General features: G+C 64.8%; 13 protein-coding genes. 3 read left to right on the top strand and 10 right to left on the bottom strand.

Going from position 1 to position 20427, the window contains the following annotated elements:
• Entirely contained in the window at window positions 1–1044 is a 1044-nt protein-coding gene (locus tag WCL10_RS12205; RefSeq protein ID WP_336895922.1) for a putative urea ABC transporter substrate-binding protein, read from the bottom strand.
• A 797-nt stretch (window positions 1045–1841) separates the two neighbouring features.
• Between WCL10_RS12205 and WCL10_RS12210 the strand changes: the two genes are divergently transcribed.
• The 3 genes from WCL10_RS12210 to WCL10_RS12220 all read left to right on the top strand — a co-directional run bounded on the left by WCL10_RS12210 (window position 1842) and on the right by WCL10_RS12220 (window position 6799).
• Complete coding sequence (locus WCL10_RS12210) at window positions 1842–4214, top strand: TonB-dependent receptor (RefSeq protein ID WP_336896015.1); 2373 nt, start codon at window positions 1842–1844, stop codon at window positions 4212–4214.
• 120 nt (window positions 4215–4334) lie between these two features.
• On the top strand, window positions 4335–5228 hold the full coding sequence (locus WCL10_RS12215) for a sterol desaturase family protein (protein WP_336895923.1): 894 nt from the start codon (window positions 4335–4337) through the stop codon (window positions 5226–5228).
• Window positions 5225–6799, top strand: coding sequence for a sulfotransferase (locus WCL10_RS12220; protein ID WP_336895924.1), 1575 nt, complete (start codon window positions 5225–5227; stop codon window positions 6797–6799). Before WCL10_RS12215 ends, WCL10_RS12220 begins: the two co-directional genes overlap by 4 nt.
• Before the next feature lie 6 nt (window positions 6800–6805).
• On the opposite strand, the gene WCL10_RS12225 is transcribed toward WCL10_RS12220, so the two are convergent.
• The 9 genes from WCL10_RS12225 to WCL10_RS12265 form a co-directional block, all read right to left on the bottom strand.
• Complete coding sequence (locus WCL10_RS12225) at window positions 6806–9202, bottom strand: glycoside hydrolase family 3 N-terminal domain-containing protein (protein ID WP_336895925.1); 2397 nt, start codon at window positions 9200–9202, stop codon at window positions 6806–6808.
• Window positions 9203–9282: 80 nt separating this feature from the next.
• On the bottom strand, window positions 9283–10491 hold the full coding sequence (locus WCL10_RS12230; protein ID WP_336895926.1) for an MFS transporter: 1209 nt from the start codon (window positions 10489–10491) through the stop codon (window positions 9283–9285).
• Window positions 10484–11548, bottom strand: a complete 1065-nt coding sequence (locus WCL10_RS12235) for a LacI family DNA-binding transcriptional regulator (RefSeq protein ID WP_336895927.1) — start codon at window positions 11546–11548, stop codon at window positions 10484–10486. Before WCL10_RS12235 ends, WCL10_RS12230 begins: the two co-directional genes overlap by 8 nt.
• A gap of 3 nt (window positions 11549–11551) precedes the next feature.
• Complete coding sequence (locus tag WCL10_RS12240; RefSeq protein ID WP_336895928.1) at window positions 11552–12538, bottom strand: glycoside hydrolase family 16 protein; 987 nt, start codon at window positions 12536–12538, stop codon at window positions 11552–11554.
• Complete coding sequence (locus tag WCL10_RS12245; RefSeq protein WP_336895929.1) at window positions 12538–14040, bottom strand: tryptophan halogenase family protein; 1503 nt, start codon at window positions 14038–14040, stop codon at window positions 12538–12540. Before WCL10_RS12245 ends, WCL10_RS12240 begins: the two co-directional genes overlap by 1 nt.
• Entirely contained in the window at window positions 14037–15068 is a 1032-nt protein-coding gene (locus tag WCL10_RS12250; protein ID WP_336895930.1) for a cupin-like domain-containing protein, read from the bottom strand. The genes WCL10_RS12245 and WCL10_RS12250 overlap by 4 nt, the downstream gene beginning before the upstream one ends.
• Window positions 15061–15780 carry a SapC family protein gene (locus tag WCL10_RS12255; protein WP_336895931.1) on the bottom strand — a complete coding sequence of 240 codons (720 nt, stop codon included), beginning with the start codon at window positions 15778–15780 and terminating at the stop codon, window positions 15061–15063. Before WCL10_RS12255 ends, WCL10_RS12250 begins: the two co-directional genes overlap by 8 nt.
• A complete protein-coding gene (locus WCL10_RS12260; protein ID WP_336895932.1) occupies window positions 15777–17312 on the bottom strand; it encodes a tryptophan halogenase family protein in 1536 nt (511 codons plus the stop codon). Before WCL10_RS12260 ends, WCL10_RS12255 begins: the two co-directional genes overlap by 4 nt.
• A 108-nt stretch (window positions 17313–17420) precedes the next feature.
• Window positions 17421–20417 (bottom strand): TonB-dependent receptor, encoded by a 2997-nt coding sequence (locus tag WCL10_RS12265; protein ID WP_336895933.1) that lies wholly within the window; start codon window positions 20415–20417, stop codon window positions 17421–17423.
• Between the last annotated feature and the right edge of the window lie 10 nt (window positions 20418–20427).

The raw sequence follows: 20427 nt of genomic DNA on the forward strand, positions 1-20427 counted from the left end.
TCAGAGCTTCCCGTCTGCGGCGAGCTTCATGTAGCTGTCGTCGAAGCGCAGCGTGACATGGGCCGCATCCCCAAGCGTCTTGCCGCCGGGGAAGGCCATGCCCACCGCGTCGGCCGAAGCGGCGCCCTTGAACAGGCCCTTGGAGAAGCTGAAATCGCGCACACGGGTCATCGTGGTGACGAGCGAAGGCGACTGCGCGGCGGCTACGGCGGCCTTGGGATCGGTGTAGAGGAAGGTCGTCTTCAGCTGGCTGTCGAACGTCTCGGGCGCGGCACCGGCAAGCTTGGCCATCGCGGCGCGCGCGGCCTTGCCCTCGGCGTCCTGGCGCATCATCAGCTGCACGGTATCGTACCAGATACCGGCGAGCGCCTTGCCAAGATCGGGATTGGCCTTGAGCGTGGCGGTATCGACGACGAGGAGATCGAGGATCTCGCCCGGAATGTCAGCCGAGGAAAAGACCTGCGTGACGCCGGGCTGCGCGCGCATCACCGAAAGCTGGGGATTCCATGCGACAGCGGCGGTGACATCGGAACTGGCGAAGGCGCCGACGATATCGGCATCGGCGGTGTTGACCGTCTTGATGTCGGTCATCGCCATGCCGCCCTTTTCAAGCGCGCGGCCAAGGAGATAGTGCGAGACCGAGAGTTCGACGAGATTGACCGAGCGGCCCTTGATCGCGCTGAGGTTCGTCGCGCCCTTGAGCAGCACGCCGTCGTTGCCGTTGGAATAGTCACCCAGGATGACCGAGGTGGTGTCCTTCCCGCCCGCAGCGGGGATGGTGAGCGCGTCCATGTTGGCCAGCGTCACGCCGTCAAGCTTGCCGGCGGTGTACTGGTTGATCGACTCGACGTAGTCGTTGACCTGTACGATCTTGATCTTGATGTGGTACTTGTCTTCCCACTTCTTCACGATACCGGCCTGCTGGGCATAAGGCCAAGGCATCCAGCCCGCATAGATCGACCAGCCGATGTTGAATTCGGTCTTTTTTTCCACCGGCGTGCCCGCTCCACCGGAGCAGCCGCCAAGGGTGAGAGCCGCAAGCATGGCGGCGGCAAGGAGGGGACCGGTTCTGGCTCTGCGGTTCCGTTGGCTGGAGGTCTGGCGCACGAGTCTGTCCCCTTTCGCAGTGCAGCATTGCGAGTCTCGCGCTGCTTGTCCATGGCAAAATGTTACGTTTCGGAAAGATAGTAATAACACTTGTGGGCAGCACCCGCGGCGAAGCGCGAATCAGCATTGGTTCGTGTGGGATGATTGGCGCCTGTCTGCCACGCTGCGTGATGCGCTGTGTGCGCGAGATAGCGGCGATTGCGGCACTCGCTAACGCGAGAATGGCGGATTTCCGCAGTGCAGCGACAAGCGTTTCATACCAAGGTTGCCCGAAATTATTACGCTTGACCTGTTAGGTAATATCGATAGCGTAACTGGAATGTCTTGGGGGCGAAAGTCCTCCGATGACGAATTACGAAATTCCATGCTAGGCAAAGCTATTGCCTGGCAACGTTACTCTGCAAGACATTGGTCTTGTGGAGGTGTGGGGTGCTGTTTTGGTATTTGTATTTGAATTGGCGCAACCTGCACAAATGGTTTGATTGCTGGATGGCGGGCCCTTCTGGTCGAATTTCCTCTTTGTTCATCTAGCTTGTTGAATGGTTCGGCCGCCTTGTGCGGTTATTGAATGAGGGAAGTTGAATATCGCTGGATCCGCAAAGGATCGGCGAGGCCTGCTCAGGCAGGCGACCGGGGACAGGGTGTCACTTAGCGACAGGCTTTTACGCAACAAAGCGGGGGCTCGAGTGACCAAGCATTCTTTCAAGACAACTCTGGTGTGTGCGACGATCCTCATGGGCAGCACTGCCATTCCCGCTTTTGCGCAGGCCGTGCAGGAAGCGCCGCAGGCCGATGCCGAGGCCGGCGACAACAACGCCATTGTCGTGACCGCAACCCGCCGCGCGACTTCGCTGCAGGACGTTCCGATCAACATTTCCGCGGTCAGCTCGGAGCAGCTTGAGCGCCAGCGCATCGACGATGTTCGCGACATTGCCGACTTTACCCCCGGCGTGACGATTGCCGATACCGGGCCAGGCTCGACCGGCACGATCGTGCTGCGCGGCCTCAACGCCTCGGACACCGACACCTCGGGCGCCTCGTATGACAACGCGCTGGGCGTCTACCTCGGCGAAGTCCCGATCTACTACGATTTCAAGATGCTCGACATTTCCCGGGTCGAGACGCTGATGGGCCCGCAGGGCACGCTCTACGGTCTCGGCACGCTGGCGGGCGCGATCCGCAACATTCCCAACCGGCCCGACCCGACCAAGTTCTCGGCCGAATGGCACGGCCGCGTCTATGGGAAGAACCAGGCTTCAAAGGCGGGTTACCAGGTCGACGGCGTGGTCAATATCCCGCTGATCAAGGACCATGTCGCGTTCCGCTCGGCGACGGGTTACTACAATGACCCTGGCTTCATCGACTATCCGCTGCTGGTCAAGACGCCGGGCGTCTCGCTCCCGCAGCCCACCGGCCCCGTCTCGATCACGCCCGAGGGCTACGCCGCGAACCTCTACCGGCAGAAGGACCTCAATTTCGAGAAGACCTTCAGCACCCGCAACCAGTTGCTGGTGCAGGTGACCGACGACCTCTCGGTCGACTTCACCTATGCCTACCAGCGCACCAAGACCGGCGGCGGCCAGTACAACAGCAACGGCGTGCTCGGCACAGGCAAGTACGAGAGCGCGGCGCGCTACGCCGAACCGGTCGACCGCCATGCGCACCTTGCGAGCATGGAAATCAACGCGCACGTCGGCGGGATCTTCGATCTGGTCGCCACGTCGGCCTACACCCAGGTGAAGAACAAGCGCCAGAGCGACAACACCGATCTGCTGCTCGATCTCGACTACGACTACGAACTGTTTCCTGCGTTCACGAGCTGGAATGAAAGCCAGAACACGCGCAACCAGTTCAACCAGGAAATCCGCCTTGTCTCGACGCATGGCGGGCCGTTCAGCTGGGTTCTCGGCGGGTTCTACAACGAGCAGAAGCTTCAGGCCGACTACCGCGAGCACGTGCCGGGCCACCCGTGGGTAGCGTTCGGAACGCAGCCCAACCCTGAAGAGATCGAATATGCCTCCTTCAACCGCGCGAAGGTGACTGAGCAGGCGGTCTTCGGGGAAGGAACCTTCAAGATCACTCCCGAGTGGCAGGTGACCGCCGGCGGACGCGTGTTCAACTATACCTCGAAGGTTTCGGGCCGCGCGGTGACGCCGCTGCTCGGCGATCCGATCAGCCCTTATGACCTCAAGGCGGCCGGCGGCACCTCGAGGAAAGGCGGCGGGGTGTGGAAGTTCAACACGTCCTACAAGTTCACGCCCGAGATCATGGTCTACGCGACCTACAGCAAGGGCTACCGCATCGGCGGACCCAACACGGTTGCGCCCTGCGTCCTGCCGCTGAAGCCGCCGCCGTTCCAGAACGTTTGCGCGCTGCCGAACGAACAGCAGTTCGGTCCTGACTCGACCAAGAACCTCGAGGTCGGCATTCGCGCGGAACTGTTCAACCGCAAGCTGACACTCAACATGAATGCCTTCTCGATCGATTGGTCCGGCATCCAGGTCGCCTCTGCAACGATCAACGGCATCGTCGGCATCACGGTGAATGGCGGCAAGGCCAAGGCGGAGGGCTTCGAGGCCTCGTTCCAGCTTCGTCCGGTCGATCGCCTGTCGATCCAGGGAACCTACTCGTACACCAACGCAAGGCTGACCGAGGATGTCCCCAGTATCATCGCGGTCAACAGCCCGGCAGCGACCTACCCCAGCAAGCCGATCCAGTTGGACGCGCTCAAGGGCGATCGCCTGCCCGGCTCGACCAAGAACAGCGGCAGCCTGGGGGTGAACTACACCTTGCCGGTGATGGGCGGCGATCTCATCGCCGACTGGACCGCCACCTATCGCGGCGATGTGGTGACCCGCCTTGGTTGGGAGCGCGCCTATGGCGACAAGCTGCCTGGCTTCGTGCTGCACCGCGCCTCGCTGAGCTGGCAGAACGACACCCTGAGCTTCGGGTTGTTCGCAAACAACATCTTCAACAAGTACGCGGTGACGGCGGTCTCGAACGACCGTTCGCGCGTGGGTCTGAACGACGGAGCGCTGCTGCGCTACTACCGCAAGACTGTGATCACGCCGCGCACCTTTGGTCTGGAAATGCGAGTGAAGTACTGATCCGGCAAACCGGGAATGGTAAAAGGGGCGGGGTTGATCCCCGCCCCTGATTGCGTAATCCTGTGATGATTGAAAAAGCATCAGGGCAACGAACGGCAAGAAGCGAGGAGTGGTGAGGTCATGGTTTCGGGCTTGAAGAAGCTGGCAGTCGACTGCATTCCACCCGCGACATTGGCGGCGGTGGTGGCGTTCTGGTACTATGCGCCTGCCGACTGGGTGGCCAATCCGTGGACACTCCTCCTCGTGAGCAGCGTTGTCACCGTGTTCGTGCTGGCGCTCGAACTGGTGTTCGAGCGTCACGAGGGCTGGCGGATCAATCGGCAGGAACTTCTGACCGACCTGTTCTATTTCATCCTCATCAACACCGTGATCGGGCGGATGGCCTACATCCTTTCCGAAGCACCGCTCCGCAGCCTCAAGGAGGCCTGGGGCATCTCGACGCCGTGGGTCATGGAAATGCCGTTTCTGGCGCAGGTGGCGCTGGTCTGGGCGCTGTGGGAGTTCGGCCAGTACTTGATGCACCGGCTGATGCACAATTGGGAGCCGTTCTGGCTCACGCATGCGCCGCACCACCATATCACCCAGCTCAATGCGATGAAGGGTGCGGTTGGCAATCCGATCGAGCTGTTCCTGATCAGTCTTGGCGTGGTCGCGCTGCTCGATGTCTCGCCGGCGGCCTATCTCTGCGCGTTCAGTGCGGGCAACGTGGTCTCGACCTTCAACCACGCCAATGTGAAGTCGGATCCGCCGCTGTTCTATTCGTTCTTCTTCACCTCGATCCGCCACCACAGCTTCCACCATTCGGTTGGATACGAGAATACGCGCTGCAACTATGGCAACGCGATCATCCTGTTTGACCGCATCCTTGGCACCTACAAGGAAGGCGAAGGCGTGCTGGTCGGTCAGGACGACCGGCGGCGGCTGACGATCTGGGAGCAGTTCGTGTTTCCCTTCCAGCCGCTGATCGCGATGTTCGAGCGGCGACGTGACAAGACATCGTCCACGGCGGGGTGAAGGCAGAACCGTCCCGCATTGCCGCTGTCCGCCGCGCGCTGGGCCGCAGCGATTTCGCGGCGGCCGAGCAGCTTGCTGCAGGGGTTGTCGCGGCGTTTCCGGAGGATGCTGAAGCACGATTCCTGCTCGGCATGGCGCGGGCGGAGGCGGGCCGCGTTGGTGCCGGGATCGCGGATATCATTCGCGCGGTCGACCTTGATCCCCGCGGGAGCTACCGGGCACAACTGGCGCGGCTGCAGGTGATGCTCCGCCAGGACGGCGCGGCGGCGGAAACGCTGGCTGCGGCAGAAACGGCATTGCCCGAAGACGCGCTCGGGCGGGACACCATGGGCTGCGTCTATGCACGGCTTGGCGAACATGCCGCTTCGGTGCCGCATTTCCGCGAGGCGGTGCGGCAAGCTCCGCACAACGTATCCTTCCGCTACAACCTTGCCGCGGCGCTCAATTTCATCGGCGATGTCGACGGGGCCGAGGCGGAGGCCGAGGCGCTGCTCGCGCTCGATCCCGACTATGCGCGGGGCCATCACATGCTGGCCGGGCTGCGCAAGCACAGCGCAGGCCGCAACCATGTCGAGCGGCTGGAGCGGGCGCTGGACCGTGCGCGCGCGCCCGACGCGCGCCTGCTGCTGGGCTATGCGCTGGCGAAGGAACTGGAAGACATCGGCGAACAGCAGGCCGGGTTCGTTCGGCTGGCCCAGGCCAATGCCGAGCATCGCGCCCGGCTGCCCTACACTTTCGCCAGGGACAGCGCCAATTTCGATGCGATCGAGCGGACCTGGCCGCGCGTCGCAGCAGCCCCGGTGCGCGGGGCGCCCGATGCAGCGCCGATCTTCGTGATCGGCATGCCGCGCACCGGCACGACGCTGGTTGATCGCATCCTTTCCTCCCATCCCGCAGTGCGCAGCGCGGGCGAGCTTCAGGCCATGCCGCTGGCGGTGAAGATGGCATCAGGCACGCGCAGCCGCACGGTGCTCGATCCAGAGACGGTGGAAGCGGCTGCTGGCGCCGATCTCGGGGCAATCGGCCGCGACTACATGGCCCGCGCGCTGAGCCATGCCGGGGCGCGCGAAAGCAGGCGGTTTGTCGACAAGTTCCCGGGCAACTTCCAATATGCCGGGATGACCGCCCGGGCGCTGCCGGGTGCGGCGATCGTGTGCCTGCGGCGCCATCCGCTCGACACCGTACTGGCGAACTTCCGCAACCTCTTCGCGGTAAGCTCGCGCTACTATGACTACAGCTACGATCTCATGGATATCGCGCGGTACTACGCGCGGTTTGACCGGCTGATGGCATTCTGGCGCGCCGCACTTCCGGGGCGCATTCTGGAGTTGCGGTACGAGGCGCTGGTCGATGATCAGGAAGGCGAAACGCGGCGGCTGCTCGCGCATTGCGGGCTGGCGTGGGACGATGCGTGCCTGGATTTCCACCGCAACGCCGCGCCGGTTTCGACGCCCAGCGCGGCGCAGGTACGGCGGCCGATGTACCGCGACGCGGTCGCGCGGTGGGAGCGGCACCGGGACGCACTGGCCCCGGTGATCGCCTTCTTCGAAGCGGAAGGCATCGCTGTTTAACAGAGCCTATTTGGCCGGGCAGGGAATCGTCTGGCCGACGCCTTCGATGCTTGCACCGCGCAAGGTGAGGACGAGGCCTTTCTCGCCGGTGATCTTGAGCGGCGTGCCAACCGCCTTGAAGCTGGCGCCGGCTTCAAGGAAGCAGCGCAGCGGAATACGCAAGGTCAGCGCGCCCGGGGCGGGATCGACCTTCAGCGTGGCGCCAGCCATCGTAACGGCGATGGGGCCCGCAGCAGCATCGAGGCGGCCTTCGAGCTTCAGTGCGAACTCCTCGTCGAGCTGGCGCATGAGATCGACCGGGGGGCCATCGATGCCGATGGCGCCGGGCTCGCTCCAGGCAAAGGCCTGCGCATCTTCCTGTGCGCCGAGATCGACCGCATGCGCGGCGATGCCGGGATCGAGGCTGAGGTGCCAGGGCGAGGGGACCTTGCCCAGCGCGAAGTAGACGCCTTCGCTGGCCGAGGCGACGAGATCGACACGGGGGTCCTCGTTCACCGGGCCAACCTTGGCCTTGCTGGCATAGGTGAGGCCGTAGCCAGCAGGAAACAGCGGTGCTTTCACCGGCGAGACCGCGTCGGCAGGCCATGGGAAGGAGAGCTTGCCGGTGAAACCGCGCGCATGCTTGCCGTCCTTGCGGGCTACAAGGACGTCGGCCACGCCTTGCCCCTGCGTGCCGGGCAGCCAGGCCGCGACGAACGCATCGGAGGCATTGATCTCGGAGCCTGCGAACATCGGACGGCCCGAAAGGAAGACCGAGACGACCTTGATCCCCTGCGCCCTGAGCTTGGCGAGCATTGCCTGCTCGCCCGCATGGGCACGGAAGGCGATGTTGGGCATGTCGCCCTGGAATTCGGCGTAGGGCTGCTCACCATAGACCACGACCGCAACATCGGGGCGTTTGGCAAAGCTGCCATCGGCCGAGAGCGCCGCCTCGCCGCCCGCGTCCTTGACCGCCTCGGCAATCGCGCGGCCGATGGTCTGGCCATGGGGGAAATCGGCGGTGGTGGTGTCGGTGCCCTGCCAGGTGATGGTCCAGCCGCCCGCCTGCATGGCCATGCTGTCCGCCCCGGGGCCGGTGATCAGGACCTTTGCACCAGGGCGAAGCGGCAGCACACCGCCATTGTTCTTGAGCAGGACGAGCGACTTTGCTGCAGCCTCTCGCGCCACGGCGAGGTGCGCGGGCACCCCGACAAGCCCGGGGTTGCCGCGCTCGACCGGCGCCTTGCCGAGCAAGCCGAGCTTGGCCTTGACGCGCAGGATGCGCGCGACCGCGTCGTCGATGCGCGCCATCGGCAGCGTGCCGTCCTTGGCCTCGCGCAACGTCGCCTCGAAAAGGCCCTTCCAGCTGTTCGGTGCCATGGCGAGATCGAGCCCGGCCTTGAATGTCTCCGGGCAATCGGTGACGCTGCAGCCCGGGATCTGCCCGTGGCCGTTCCAGTCACCCACCACCAGGCCCTTGAAGCCCATGCGGTTCTTGAGCACATCGGTGAGCAGCGACTGGTTGCCGTGGTTCTTGGCGCCGTTCCAGCTCGAGAAGCTGGCCATGACGGTCAATGCACCGGCATTGATCGCGGCGGGATAGCCCTGCGCATGGCGGCTGACGAGTTCGGCTTCCGAAATTACCGCGTCGCCCTGGTCCTTGCCCTCTTGTGTGCCGCCATCGGCAAGGAAGTGCTTGGCGGTGGCAGCGACCTTGTTGGCGGCCAGGGGTTTGCCGGGCACGAGAGGGCCTTGCAGGCCGACCGTCATCGCCTTCGCATAGCTGACGACGAGCGCCGGATCCGCGCTGTAGCCTTCATAGCTGCGGCCCCAGCGCAGGTCCTGCGGCACGGCGAGGGTGGGCGCGAATGTCCAGTCGATGCCGCTTGCGGCGACTTCGGCGGCGGTAACCGCGCCGATGCGCTGGATCAGCGCGGGATCATGCGCGGCGCCAAGACCGATGTTGTGCGGGAAGATCGTCGCGCCCGGGAGATTGGAATGGCCGTGGACCGCATCGATGCCGAAGAGGATGGGAATGCCCGCGCCGCTTCTGGCCGAGGCCTTGCGAAATTCGCCGACAAGCCGCGCCCACTTGGCGGCATCGGCGCGTTCATCGCCATAAGGGCCGGAATTGCCGCCGGCCAGAATCGAGCCGAGCGGATACTTGGCCAGATCCTCGGGCGTCACCGCGCTGATATCGGCCTGGATCATCTGGCCGATCTTCTGCTCGAGGCTCATCGCCGCGATCATGCTGGCGATGCGGCGCTCTGTGGCGGGGCCGGTGATGGCAGCCGGGCTCTTCGCGGCAGGCCAGAGCAGGGGGTGCGCGGTGCTTGAGACTGCAGGGGCGCTATCGCCCGGGGCTGCCACAGCGCTCCCGGATGCCAGCAACATGGCTGCCAAAAGTGCGCGCCTGACCATCATCTCCACTATCCCCGCCCTGTTCCTGTGAACGTTCTCATAGAGTTCGTCGCATGGGAAAGTATCAAAATCAAGCGGGGCCGTCAGTTTTCCCGACCGAAACGGGCCTGAAGTCTGGCCAGAATCACCGCCGACACCAGCGCGAGCGCGGCAAAGAGAATGAAAAGTCCGGAAAAACCAAACCAAGGTACCAGCGCCAGCGTGAACCAGGGCATGACCAGCGAAGGCATGGTGTTGGTCAGGTTGAAGAGGCCCAGATCGCGCCCGCGGCGGCGGCTGTCGGGCAGGGTGCGCAAGGTCTGCGCCGAATGGAGCGCCAGGAAGATCGAGGTGGAGAAGCCGAACACCGCGTAGCTGGCGATCCCGGCGGCAATGCTGTGCGAGAGCGCCATGCCGACAAGGCCGAAAGGCGCGATCAGCGTGCACACGACGAGCGGGGTCAGCGCGCGCCGGTGCCGGTCGGCCCAGCGGCCGGCGATAAGTGCGACAGGGGCGGAGAGCACCAGAACGAGACTGAAGACCCGCGCGGTGAGGTGATCGTCGACGTCCGGGTCGATCGAGCGGAACCAGAGGTAGAGGAACGAGAACAGCGCCGCCTCCGCGACCTGCACAAGCAGCCGCGCCGTCCACATATGCAGTGCTGCCTGCCGGAGCGTGGTGACGGGCGCTGCGGGCGCCGGGTCGGGCAAGGCGGCGCCGGGTGGCGCCTGCGGTGCCAGCAGCAGCGCCGGGAGCACAGCTGCCGCCACTGTCAGCGCCACCAATACAAGGCGCCCGTCGGCCGAGGCAAGGCCGGGCAGGGTCACCATGGCACCCGCCAGCGCGCCCAGCCCCGGCGCGAAGGCGAGCAGCCCGCCCAGCAGGCCCTTCTGGCTGTTGGGCACGCTGTCTGCACCCCAGGCAGCGAGCGGCGCCAGCATCATGTTGAGGCCGACTTGCCAGGCCGCGACGATCACGATGAGCTCGCCCAGCGTTCGCGCCCAAGGCACGGCGAGCAGCAGCGCGCATGAGAGCGCAAGGCCGAGCACGGCCCAGCCGCGGCGATTGCCGGTAACATCGCTCAGCCAGCCGAAGGCGATATGCCCCGCACTGGCCGCAATCGCGCCGAAGAAGGCAATCGTCGAAAGCCAGACCACCGCACCGGCGCTGCCCGCAAGCGCCGTGACGCGCACCGGCAGCAGGATCGTCAGGAACGGGACATAGGCAATCGACCCGCCCGCCCAGGCAAGCGCATAGACCACCAGGAACCAGAGCGGCTGCCGCGCCTGCGGCTCGCCCGGGTGATCAGGCACTTACGGTTTGCTTGGCATCGACGACCGAGTTGCGCTCGACCAGCGTGGCAGGGATCACGGTCACCCGATCGGGCAGGGCCTCTCCCTTCTGCGCGGCGATGATCAGTTCGACCGCCATGGATGCCGTTGCCGCGATCGGCTGGTCGATGGCGGTGAGCTGCGGCTGGGTGAACTGCATCATCGGCGTGTTGTCGAAGCTGATCACCGAAAGATCGCGCGGAACCGAAAGGCCCGCCTTGCGCGCGACTTCCAGCGTTGCGAGCGCCATCTGGTCATTGCTGGCGATGATCGCGGATGGCGGCGAGGGCAGGGCGAGCAGCGCCCGTGCAGCCCGTTCGCCCGAGGCGAAGGTGAAGTCGCCCGCTTGGAGCAGATCGTCGGTGGCAAGTCCGGCCTCGGCCATCGCCGTCTTCCAGCCGTCGATACGCCAGCCGCTGAGATTGTACTCCGGCGCGCCCGCGATGAAGCCGATGCGCCGGTGCCCGCGCCCGGCAAGATACCGGGTGGCCATGGCGGCCGAACCTTCGTCGTCCATCGAGATCGGCATGCCCGCATCCTGCGCATTCGAGCCGATGCGTGCGAAGGGTATCTGCTGTTCGGTAAGGCAGCGCACGATATGCGGGTTGTCGGAGTGCGGCGGGGTGAGGATGATCCCGTCGGGCTGGAGCGCGGCGATGGCACCGAGCAGCTCGCGCTCTACGTGGTCACTGTGGGTGTCGACCAACTCGACGATCATGCGATAACCGTGCTCGGCGCACTTGAGCATGCCGCCGAGCAGCATCTGGTCGACCCAGTCGGTGCCCTGCCGCGCGCGCCAGTCGGCGATCGTGCGGGCCCGGTCGTTGAGCGCAAGGATCAGGTACGAGCGCGAGCCGCTCATCCGCTGCGCGGCGATCGAGGGCACGTAGCCGAGCCGCGTGATCGCCTCCTGCACGCGTTCCTTGAGTTCCGGGCGGACGTTGGGCTCGTTGTTGATGACGCGGCTGACGGTCTGGAGCGAAACCCCGACATCTGCTGCAACGTGCCTGATCGTGACCGCCTGACGACGCCTCGCCATGCGCTACTTGCCCCCTTCTTGTCTCGCAGGTGCTGCCATGGCGACAGTCTGCCCGCCAACAGCCGGCGGTGTGCTGGCAGTTGTCATGGGCTTCTGCCAGACGCGGACCCAATCGATCAAGAAGCGCTTGGGAAAATTGGCGGTTGAAACACCGCCGGTCCCGCGAGATTCGGGAAGGCCGCCGCCGATGGCGAGATTGAGCAGAAGGTGGAAGGACTGATCGAACGGCGCGCCGGGGGCGCTGGAGCCCCCGGACCACCATTCGTTGCGGGTCCGCGTGGCATAAGTCTTGCCGTCGACTTGCCAGATGATGCGGTCCGGCGTCCATTCGATGGCGTAAGTGTGGTAGCCCTTGAGCACGGCAGGGTAGTGGATCGAGGTAGAGGCAAAGACGTTGCCCGGCCACTGCTTGCCGAAATGGATCGTGCCGAGGATCGTGTCTTCCTTGCCGGTGCTGCACGCCTGGCACGGCACGCCGAGGTTGACCGCTTCCATGATGTCGATCTCGCCCGATGCGGCCCAACCGCCGTAGACCCATTTTTCCGGCAGCATCCAGATCGCAGGCCAGGTGCCCTGGCCCTGCGGCAGGCTGGCGCGCACTTCGATCCGGCCATAGCGCCACGAGGCCTTGCCGCGCGTGACCATCCGGGCCGAGCTGTAGTCGCGCTTGACGAGCGTACCGGGATCGGACGGGTTGGGCCGCTGGCTGGCGGGAAGGGCGGGCCCAGTGGTCGGCTCGCGCCGCGCGGTGATGACAAGCTTGCCGGCCACGACGCGCGCGTTGCGGACCTTGTCGGTGTAGCACTGGCGCTCGTTGTTGCCACCGCCCCAGCAGTCGACGTCAAAGTCCCACTTGGTCCTGTCGATGGTAGTGGCCGTGAACTCGTCCGACCAGACAAGTTGCCAGTCGCCGGCCGGTGCGGCGGCGAGTGCGGGCTGCGCGGCGAGGAGTGCGGCGAGCGGGGCGGCGCATTTGAGCAGGGTGCGCATCAGGCTGCCTTCGATTCCTTCGCGCCGCAATACTGCGCGACATAGGCCTGATGATCCGGGAGCCCGGCAACCGTCTTGGTCACGCTCTCGCGCAGGCCGGTAAGCAAGTGCGCGAGCTCGGCATCGCTAAGCTTGGTCGCGACGGGGTGATAGGCTTTTGGCATGATCCCTTGTCCCATCATGACCTGGACCCAGCTGTTTTCGACAAACAGTTCCTCGTTCTTGCGGAACACGCGGCCGGTTTCGCGGAACAACTCGATCTTGTGGGTAAGGCTTTCGGGGATATCCATCGCCGCGCACTGGCGCCAGAACGGACTGTCGCGCCGGTCGGTGGCCTTGTAGTGCAGGATCAGGAAGTCGCGGATCTGCTCCATGTCGGTCATCTGCTGGTCGTTGAACTCGGCAACGTCGCGCGCACTGATCTCGCCCATCGGCAGCATGCGCACGATGCGCAGGATGGCGCGCTGGATGAGGTGAATGCTGGTGGATTCGAGCGGCTCCATGAAGCCGCCCGAAAGGCCGACCGCCACACAATTGCGATGCCATTGCTTGCGCCGCGCGCCGGTGGTGAAGCGGATCACGTTGGGCTCGGTGAGGCGCTCGCCCTCCACGGTCGAGAACAGCCGGTCGAGCGCGGCGTCCTTCGAGAGGTAGCGGCTGCAATAGACGATGCCGTTGCCCTGCCGGTGCTGCAGCGGAATACGCCATTGCCAGCCGGCATCGTGGGCGATGGCGCGGGTATAGGGCACAGGCGGGCGGACACTGGCGGTCTGCACCGCGATGGCGGAATCGCAGGGGAGCCAGTGGGTCCAGTCGTCATAACCCACGTGGAGCGCGCCTTCGATGAGGAGAGCGCGAAAGCCCGTGCAATCAAGGAACAAGTCACCTTCGATGCGCTGGCCGGATTCGAGGCGCAGCGCGGCGATATCGCCGCTTTCGGGGCTCAGTTCGACCTCGGCGATCTTGCCTTCGACGCGGCGCGCACCATCGGCTTCGGCCAGCTTGCGCAGAAATGCTGCGTAGAGCCCGGAATCGAGCTGGTAGGCGTAGTTGATGCGGTTGTCGGGCAAATGCGCGAACCTGGACTTCATCGCGGCCTGAAGCTCGATGCAGTAGTCGTCGTAGCTCGCCTCGTGGCCCTTGGTCAGGCCGTGCATCCAGAAGTGCTGGAAGCCGGCACTCCAGTGATCGCGGCCGGTGACGCCGAAGGAATGGAAGTAGTTTTCACCCTGGACGCGCCAGTTCTCGAAATTGATGCCCAGCTTGAAGGTCGCCTGCGTGGCGCGCATGAAATCTGCCTCGGCGATGCCGAGCAGGCGGTTGTAGGCGACTAGCGGGGGAATGGTGCTTTCGCCGACGCCGATCGTGCCGATCAATTCGGATTCGACGAGGGTGAGTTCGATCGCATCGCCCAAGGTACGTGCAAGTGCGGCCGCGGCCATCCAGCCGGCGGTGCCGCCACCGGCGACGACGACGCGGCGCTTTGTGTAAGTCTGGGTCATTTGCTGAGGGTCCTTAGGAGAAACGAGCGGAGGCGGCCGGCGGCGGCGGGATCGAGCGGATCCAGAATGCCGCGTCCGCCTTCGGGGATGTGGGCGGTTACTGCGGTGCTGCTGTCGAACACGTAGTGATCGAACAGGGCGCGCCAGATCGCCTTGTCCTCGGCGGGCAGATCGCGGATCGAAAGGATCGCGTGGTTGAGCGCGTCCTGCGGCTGCCCGAGCCAGCGCGGCGTATCGCGCCACCAGTAGTTCATCAGGATGTTGAACGGGGCAAGCCCTTCGACATGGTGCCACCACATCGAGGGAATGAAGAGCGCATCGCCCGGCTCCAGTTCCGCGACTTGCGCCGCGGCCAGTGCATCGGTGAAGCGGGGGTGGGCGGCGAAATCGGGTGCGTGGAAATCGACCATCGAGACCGCGCGGCCCGCAGGCGTGTTGTCGATCGGGCCGAGGTAGAGATTGGCGAACTGTTCGGGCGGAAACAGTGTGAAGCGGCGGCGACCGGCGGCGCAGCATGCAAGATTGTCGGGAAAATCGTTGTGCGCCGCGATGCGCGTCGGCGTGCCGATCCACAGGCTGATGATGGGCTCGCGGGTGCCGAGATCGATGGTGTTTTCGGCGCCGACGGTGGTGAAGTGGGCGGGTACGCTGATCGAGCCGAGATAGATCGCCGGGGCATCGGTGCGACCCTCGTTGGCGTCCATGCCGCCGAATATGTCGGCAAGCTTGCCGCGCGCCTCGCGGAAATTCATCTCCATTGCTGCATCATAGAACAGGCGGCCATCCTTGCCGGGCTGGCCGAGCGAGACGGAGAAGGGCACTGGCCGGGCGCGCGCCAGCAGGTAGTCGCGCGCGGCGCGGGACGAGGTGAGGCCGGCCTGGACGAGCGGCCAGTCCTTCACGAGGCCGCGGATCACGAACGGCGCGCGCGCGCCCAGCAACAGAGCATCGAGCGCGGCAGCGTCTGCGGCCTCGCGCTCCTCTACCGCCGGTATCGCGGCGAAGATCGAGGCGTCTGCCTCAGCCAAGGAGGACCTTGCGGTTCTTGCGTGCGACGAGCCCGCCGAACTGGGCGAGACTGGCGAGGACCATGTAGATCTGCGCAAGGTGCCCCTCGGACATCAGCGCCGCGAGCGCCTCGCCATCCAGCGCGGCGAGGCGGTCCTCATGGATCGTCTGGAAGCCGACGAGCGACTGCACCGATCCGTTGTCGAGCGTGACTTCGAGGCTGAACGGTTCGACCAGATCATAGGCCTCGAGCGCGGTGAAGAAGGCGGGGCTTTCGTGCCAGGCATAGTCGAGATCGCCGAGCATGGTCGCCACGGCTTCGAGGTAGGGTGTGGGCGTGCCGGCATCGTCGAACACGCGCATGCCTTCGCCGGAGGTCGAGATCCGCGGGCTGTCCATATCGATGTGAACTTGCGGAGCTGCGCCCTCTTCTGCCGGACGGCCGATCAGGAACGGCTGCACGGCATGCGCCATGGGGCGATAGCGTGCCTCCCAGGTGCTGCCGGAAAGAAACAGGTTCTCGCCCGCCTCGAACCCGAACAGCGCCAGCGCGGCGAGCTTGCCGGTTTCGGCATCACGCCGAAAGACGATGGGATAATGCGCCTGCACTTCGCGGAACTCGGCCGGCATGGCGAGGGAGGCCATGACGTTGTCGCCGAACTCGGCGCCCGCTTCGGTGTAGATGCGAAGTTGGCCGTGATCGGTGGAATTGAGGATCTGGTGCTGGCTCATGCGGGTATCCTGGCAGCCGGGGCTTGCGCGGCGAGGCGATCGAGGTAGTCGCGCGCGGTGGGCAGTGCGGCCGTGAGCGCGCGGGCCTTGGCGGTGACTTCGGAAAGGCGTGCGGAATCAGCACGCAAGGAGGCAGTGTCGGAGAGTGGGACCGGATAGCCCATACCGTGCAGCACAAATTGCTGGCTTGCGGCAGGGAACATTTCATCGACCCGGGGAAAATCCCAAGCCGAGGGTGACTGTTCACGCCACAGGGCGAGGCATTCGGCAAGGCGGGCAGGTATGGTCTCCGGTGCGCGCTGGGCCTGCCAGTAGGGTTCCGGGCGGGCGCTCAGCACGTAGTGAAGCTTGAGGAATTCGACGATGCGGTCCCAGCGGTAGCGGAACAGTTCGTTGAAGCGCGCGGCGTGGATATCCATGCTGGCGCGGGTTTGCGGGAAATTTTCGGCAAGCGCCTTCAAGGAAAGTTCGATCAGCACGATCGCCGAGGCTTCAAGCGGTTCGATGAAACCGGCAGAAAGCCCCACGGCAAGGCAGTTGCCGATCCAGAAGCGGTCGCGGTGGCCGGTTGCGAAGGCCAGCTTGCGCGGTTTCAGGCTGGCGGGATCGGCGCCGGGAACGTTTGCAGCGACATGGGCCATAAGGATTTCTTCAGCGCGTTCATCGGTAAGAAAGCGCGAGGCGTAGACGCAGCCCACGCCGCGCCTTGTGGGGAGACCGATATCCCAGAGCCAGCCCGCTTCGTGCGCGGTGCCGATGGTCTGTGCGGCGATGGGGCTGCCAGGCGCGACCGGGACCTGTACGGCCAGCGCGCGATCGTTGAACGAAACGTCGGAGCGGTCAACCCAGCCTGCGCCACATTCGCCCGCGATCAGGATGCCGGCCTGGCCAGAGCAATCGAGGAACAGATCGCCTGCGACCGGTATCTGATCCCGCAGCACGAGTGCGGCAATATCGCCGTTTGCTGCGCGGGTAACGCCGGTGACATGTGCAGCAATCCGGGTGACGCCGAGCCGGTTCGTGGCATGGCGCATAAGCAGCGCGGCGAACTTTCCGGCATCGAGATGGTAGCCGTAGTTCAGCGCACCGGCATAGTCTGGCATCGCCCGCTGACGCGGGGCGAGATTGGCACTGCAGACCGCATGCTGCGGCGTGATGGCCGCAGCAAAGGGACCAGCGCATCCGCCCGCTTGCCAAGCGGAGGCAAGGCCGTGCATTTCGGCGGGCGGCGGGGCGGTGAAGGGATGAAGGTAGCTGTCGGCGGGGCTGCCGTCATGCCAGCCGTCGAAGCGCGAGCCTTGCTTGAACGCAGCGTCGCACTCGCGCAGGAACTCAGCCTCGGGAATGCCGATCATGCCCAGCGTCTCGCGCATCGTCGGCCAGGTGCCTTCGCCGACGCCAATGGTCGGGATATCGGGCGCCTCGACCAATGTGATCTTGCGGCCGGGCAAGCGCGCGGCAAGCAGGCACGCCGCAAGCCAGCCAGCCGTGCCGCCGCCGACAATCACCACATGCTGGACCGGGTTGCTCATGCCAGGGTGACCATAGCGCAGATTTGCCTGCTTTACCAAAGACGAGAGCCGCACAGCAGGGCAGTGCGGCTCTCGAACATTGCGACCTTCAAAGGCTCTTTGAAAGCGTCAGAAGGTGAAGCGGGCCCCTGCTGCGTAGCGAGCATAACCGGGTGCTGCGAAGAACACGGTCTGATTGTTACGCATATGGCCCTTGCGGTCGGCATTCGTGACGTTGATGCCTTCGGCAAAGATCGTGAGGCCCTTCTTGATCTCGTAGCTCGCGCTCATGTCCCACTGCCCATAGGAATTGGTGTAGTAGGGATCAAAGCCGTAGCCGCCGAGGAAGCCGGCGCGCCAGTTGTAGGCGACGCGGGCCTGAAGGCCGTGCTTGTCATAGAACAGCACCGCGTTGGCGCTGTTGCTGACGCCGTTCACAGCGAACTGCGGGACGGTGTAGCGCTTGGTATCGTCGAACTTGGTGTCGCTCTGAACCACCGTGTAGTTCACGATCGCACCGAAGCCGGTTTCCCAGAAGCTGTGCTGCACCGCGAATTCCCAGCCCCAGAGCTTGGCCTTCTGGTCGCTGTTGGTGGGCTGGGTGGTGATGAAGTTCACCAGCGGATCGCCGGAGTCGCCGATGATGCCCACAACGGCGCCGTTGCCGTCCTTCACCGCCGACGAAGGGTACTTCGTGGCGATGTAGTCGATCAGCTGCTGCGCGGTTGCGCCCGCACCGAGCGCGTTGCGCGCTTCGGTTGCCTTCGGACCGGCAGCGGCGTTGGTGAGGCCGAAGGCCGGCTGGTTCACCTGAGTCTGGCTGATGAAGTTCTTCACGACCTTGTGGAAGAAGCCCACCGAGATGTAGCTCGTCGGGGCATAGTACCACTCAGCCGAAAGATCGACGTTCTGCGACTTGTAGGGCAGCAGGCCCGGGTTGCCGCTCGAGGCGGTGCTGCCGCCGATGCGGATCGGCGAAGCGAGCGAGGTGCCGCCCTGCATGCTCGAGTAGTCCGGACGCGTGATCGTCTGGCTGTACGAGGCGCGCAGCTTGACGTTCTTGATCGGCGACATGTCGAAGTCGATCGCGGGCAGCCAGTTCTCGTATTCACCCTTGAGCGAGGCGGCCGAGATCGTCGGCACCGCGCCGTAGTCGATCCCGGTTTCGTTGCCGCCCGACCACACGGTGCGGACCGGAATCGGAACCTGCGCCGAGCTGTCGATCTTGGTCTTTTCATAGCGCAAGCCAAGCCGCAGGTGGGCCGGGTTCTCGCCCAGATCGAAGGTGTGCAGGGTCTGGATGTAAGGCGCCCAGGTCCGCTCCTTCACCGTGCGGTCGGTGGTGAACTTGCCGTAGCAGGTACCAGCCTCCGTCGCGCTGGCGCAGATGCCGAGCTTGCTGTCGAGCAGCTGGACAAGGCGCGTGGTGTCGATCTGGAAGTAGTTCGGAATGACCCCCGAAAGGTCCGCACCGCTCATGCCCTTGAGATCGCCCGGCAAGTCGCGGCTGGTGTAGATGTCATCCGGTGTATCGGCAGCCGAGAGCGTGCCGCCCCAGGTATCGTTCTGGATCACGCCGAATGCCGAGCGCACCTTGTTTTCGGTGTAGGTCACGCCGAAATCGAGGCTGTCGATGAACGAAGCGTCGAAGTCATAGCCGCCGCGGAAGCTGACTTCGTTGATCTCGTCGCGCATGTAGGCCGTGCGGAAGGCGTTGCCCGCCGGACGGATGTTCGCCGCGGTGATATCTGCGCCGGGGTACATCTCGACCGAGATGACCGGCATGGTCTTGGTGAAATCGACCTTCTGGTTCTTCACGCCGAAGATCGCGCTGCCCACGGCAATGCCCGAACCGTAAGGCGCGGTGGGCTTGCTTTCGGCGGTCGAGTGGTGACCGTCGAGCTCGAGGCGCAGGCCGCCCGGGCCATCCCACTTGAGGTTGCCGCCGATCGAGCGGTTGATCGAGCGGTTGGCTTCGATCGCACCGGTGATGGCGAGATCCTTGCCGGGGCCGAAGGCTTCTGCGTAGAAGTTGGGGCCGGCGGCCGGGCCGTCGGTCCAGCTGCTGCTGGTCTGGTCGTGGTTGAACCACACACCGATGCTGTTGCGGCGGGCATCGATGGTGTTCTGCGAGAAGGTGTAGTCGACGGTCGCGACGAGCGTGTCGGTCGGCTTGACCTGCACCACGGCCTGGCCGTTGATGCGCTTGCGCTCGAACGTGGTGAAGTCATACCCGGCGTTCTGCGTGACCTGGTAGACCGTGTTCGGACCCGGGCGGTTTTCGGTCCGCGCGTAGTTGCCGCGCCAGTCGTTGGCGTCGACGGGGAGCGAACCCCAGTTGTTCTCGTTGCCGAGGTAGCCTTCACGCCAGCCGGCGTTGAACTGCGCCTGGCTCGCGCGGCGATCCTGGTAGGAACCGCTGATCGCGATACCGATGCGGTTGTCGGCAAAGGTATCGCTGATGATGCCCGAGACTTCTGGCTTGGTCTTCGCGCCATCAAACACCGAGGTGTCGTAGAGCGCCTTGAAGCCGATGCTGCCATGCAGGCCCGGCCGGTCGAGCGGCTTGGCCGTCTTGATGTTGATCACCGAGCCGATGCCGCCAGTGGCGATCGGGGCACGGCCCGACTTGTAGACTTCGACGCCCGCGATGCCTTCCGAGGCGAGGTTCGCGAAGTCGAAGCTGCGCGAGGCCGGGGCGCCGCTAGAGCCGCCGAGGCCGGAGGCCGGCATCTGGCGGCCGTTGAGGAGCACCAGGTTGAAATCAGGGCCGAAGCCGCGAACGGTAACGGTCGAACCTTCGCCGTTGGCGCGGTCGATCGAAACGCCGGTGATGCGCTGGAGCGATTCGGCGAGGTTGGTATCGGGGAACTTGCCGATGTCTTCGGCCGAAATCGCATCGATCACACCGATGTTGGTGCGCTTGAGGTTCATCGAGCTTCTGAGGCTGGCGCGGATGCCGGTCACAACGATGGCGTTGGCCGGTTCATCAGTGGCAGCGGCCTGCGGAGCGGCGGCGGGCTGGGCCGCTTCCTGCGCGAGGGCGCCTTGCGCGGTAAGGGCGAGTGCTGCTGCCGAAACCCCAAGCATGAGGTGGGCGTGAGCAGGCTTGCGCGATCCTTTCATTCCGATTCTT

It is taken from the genome of Novosphingobium sp., assembly GCF_037133355.1.
Classification (GTDB): domain Bacteria; phylum Pseudomonadota; class Alphaproteobacteria; order Sphingomonadales; family Sphingomonadaceae; genus Novosphingobium.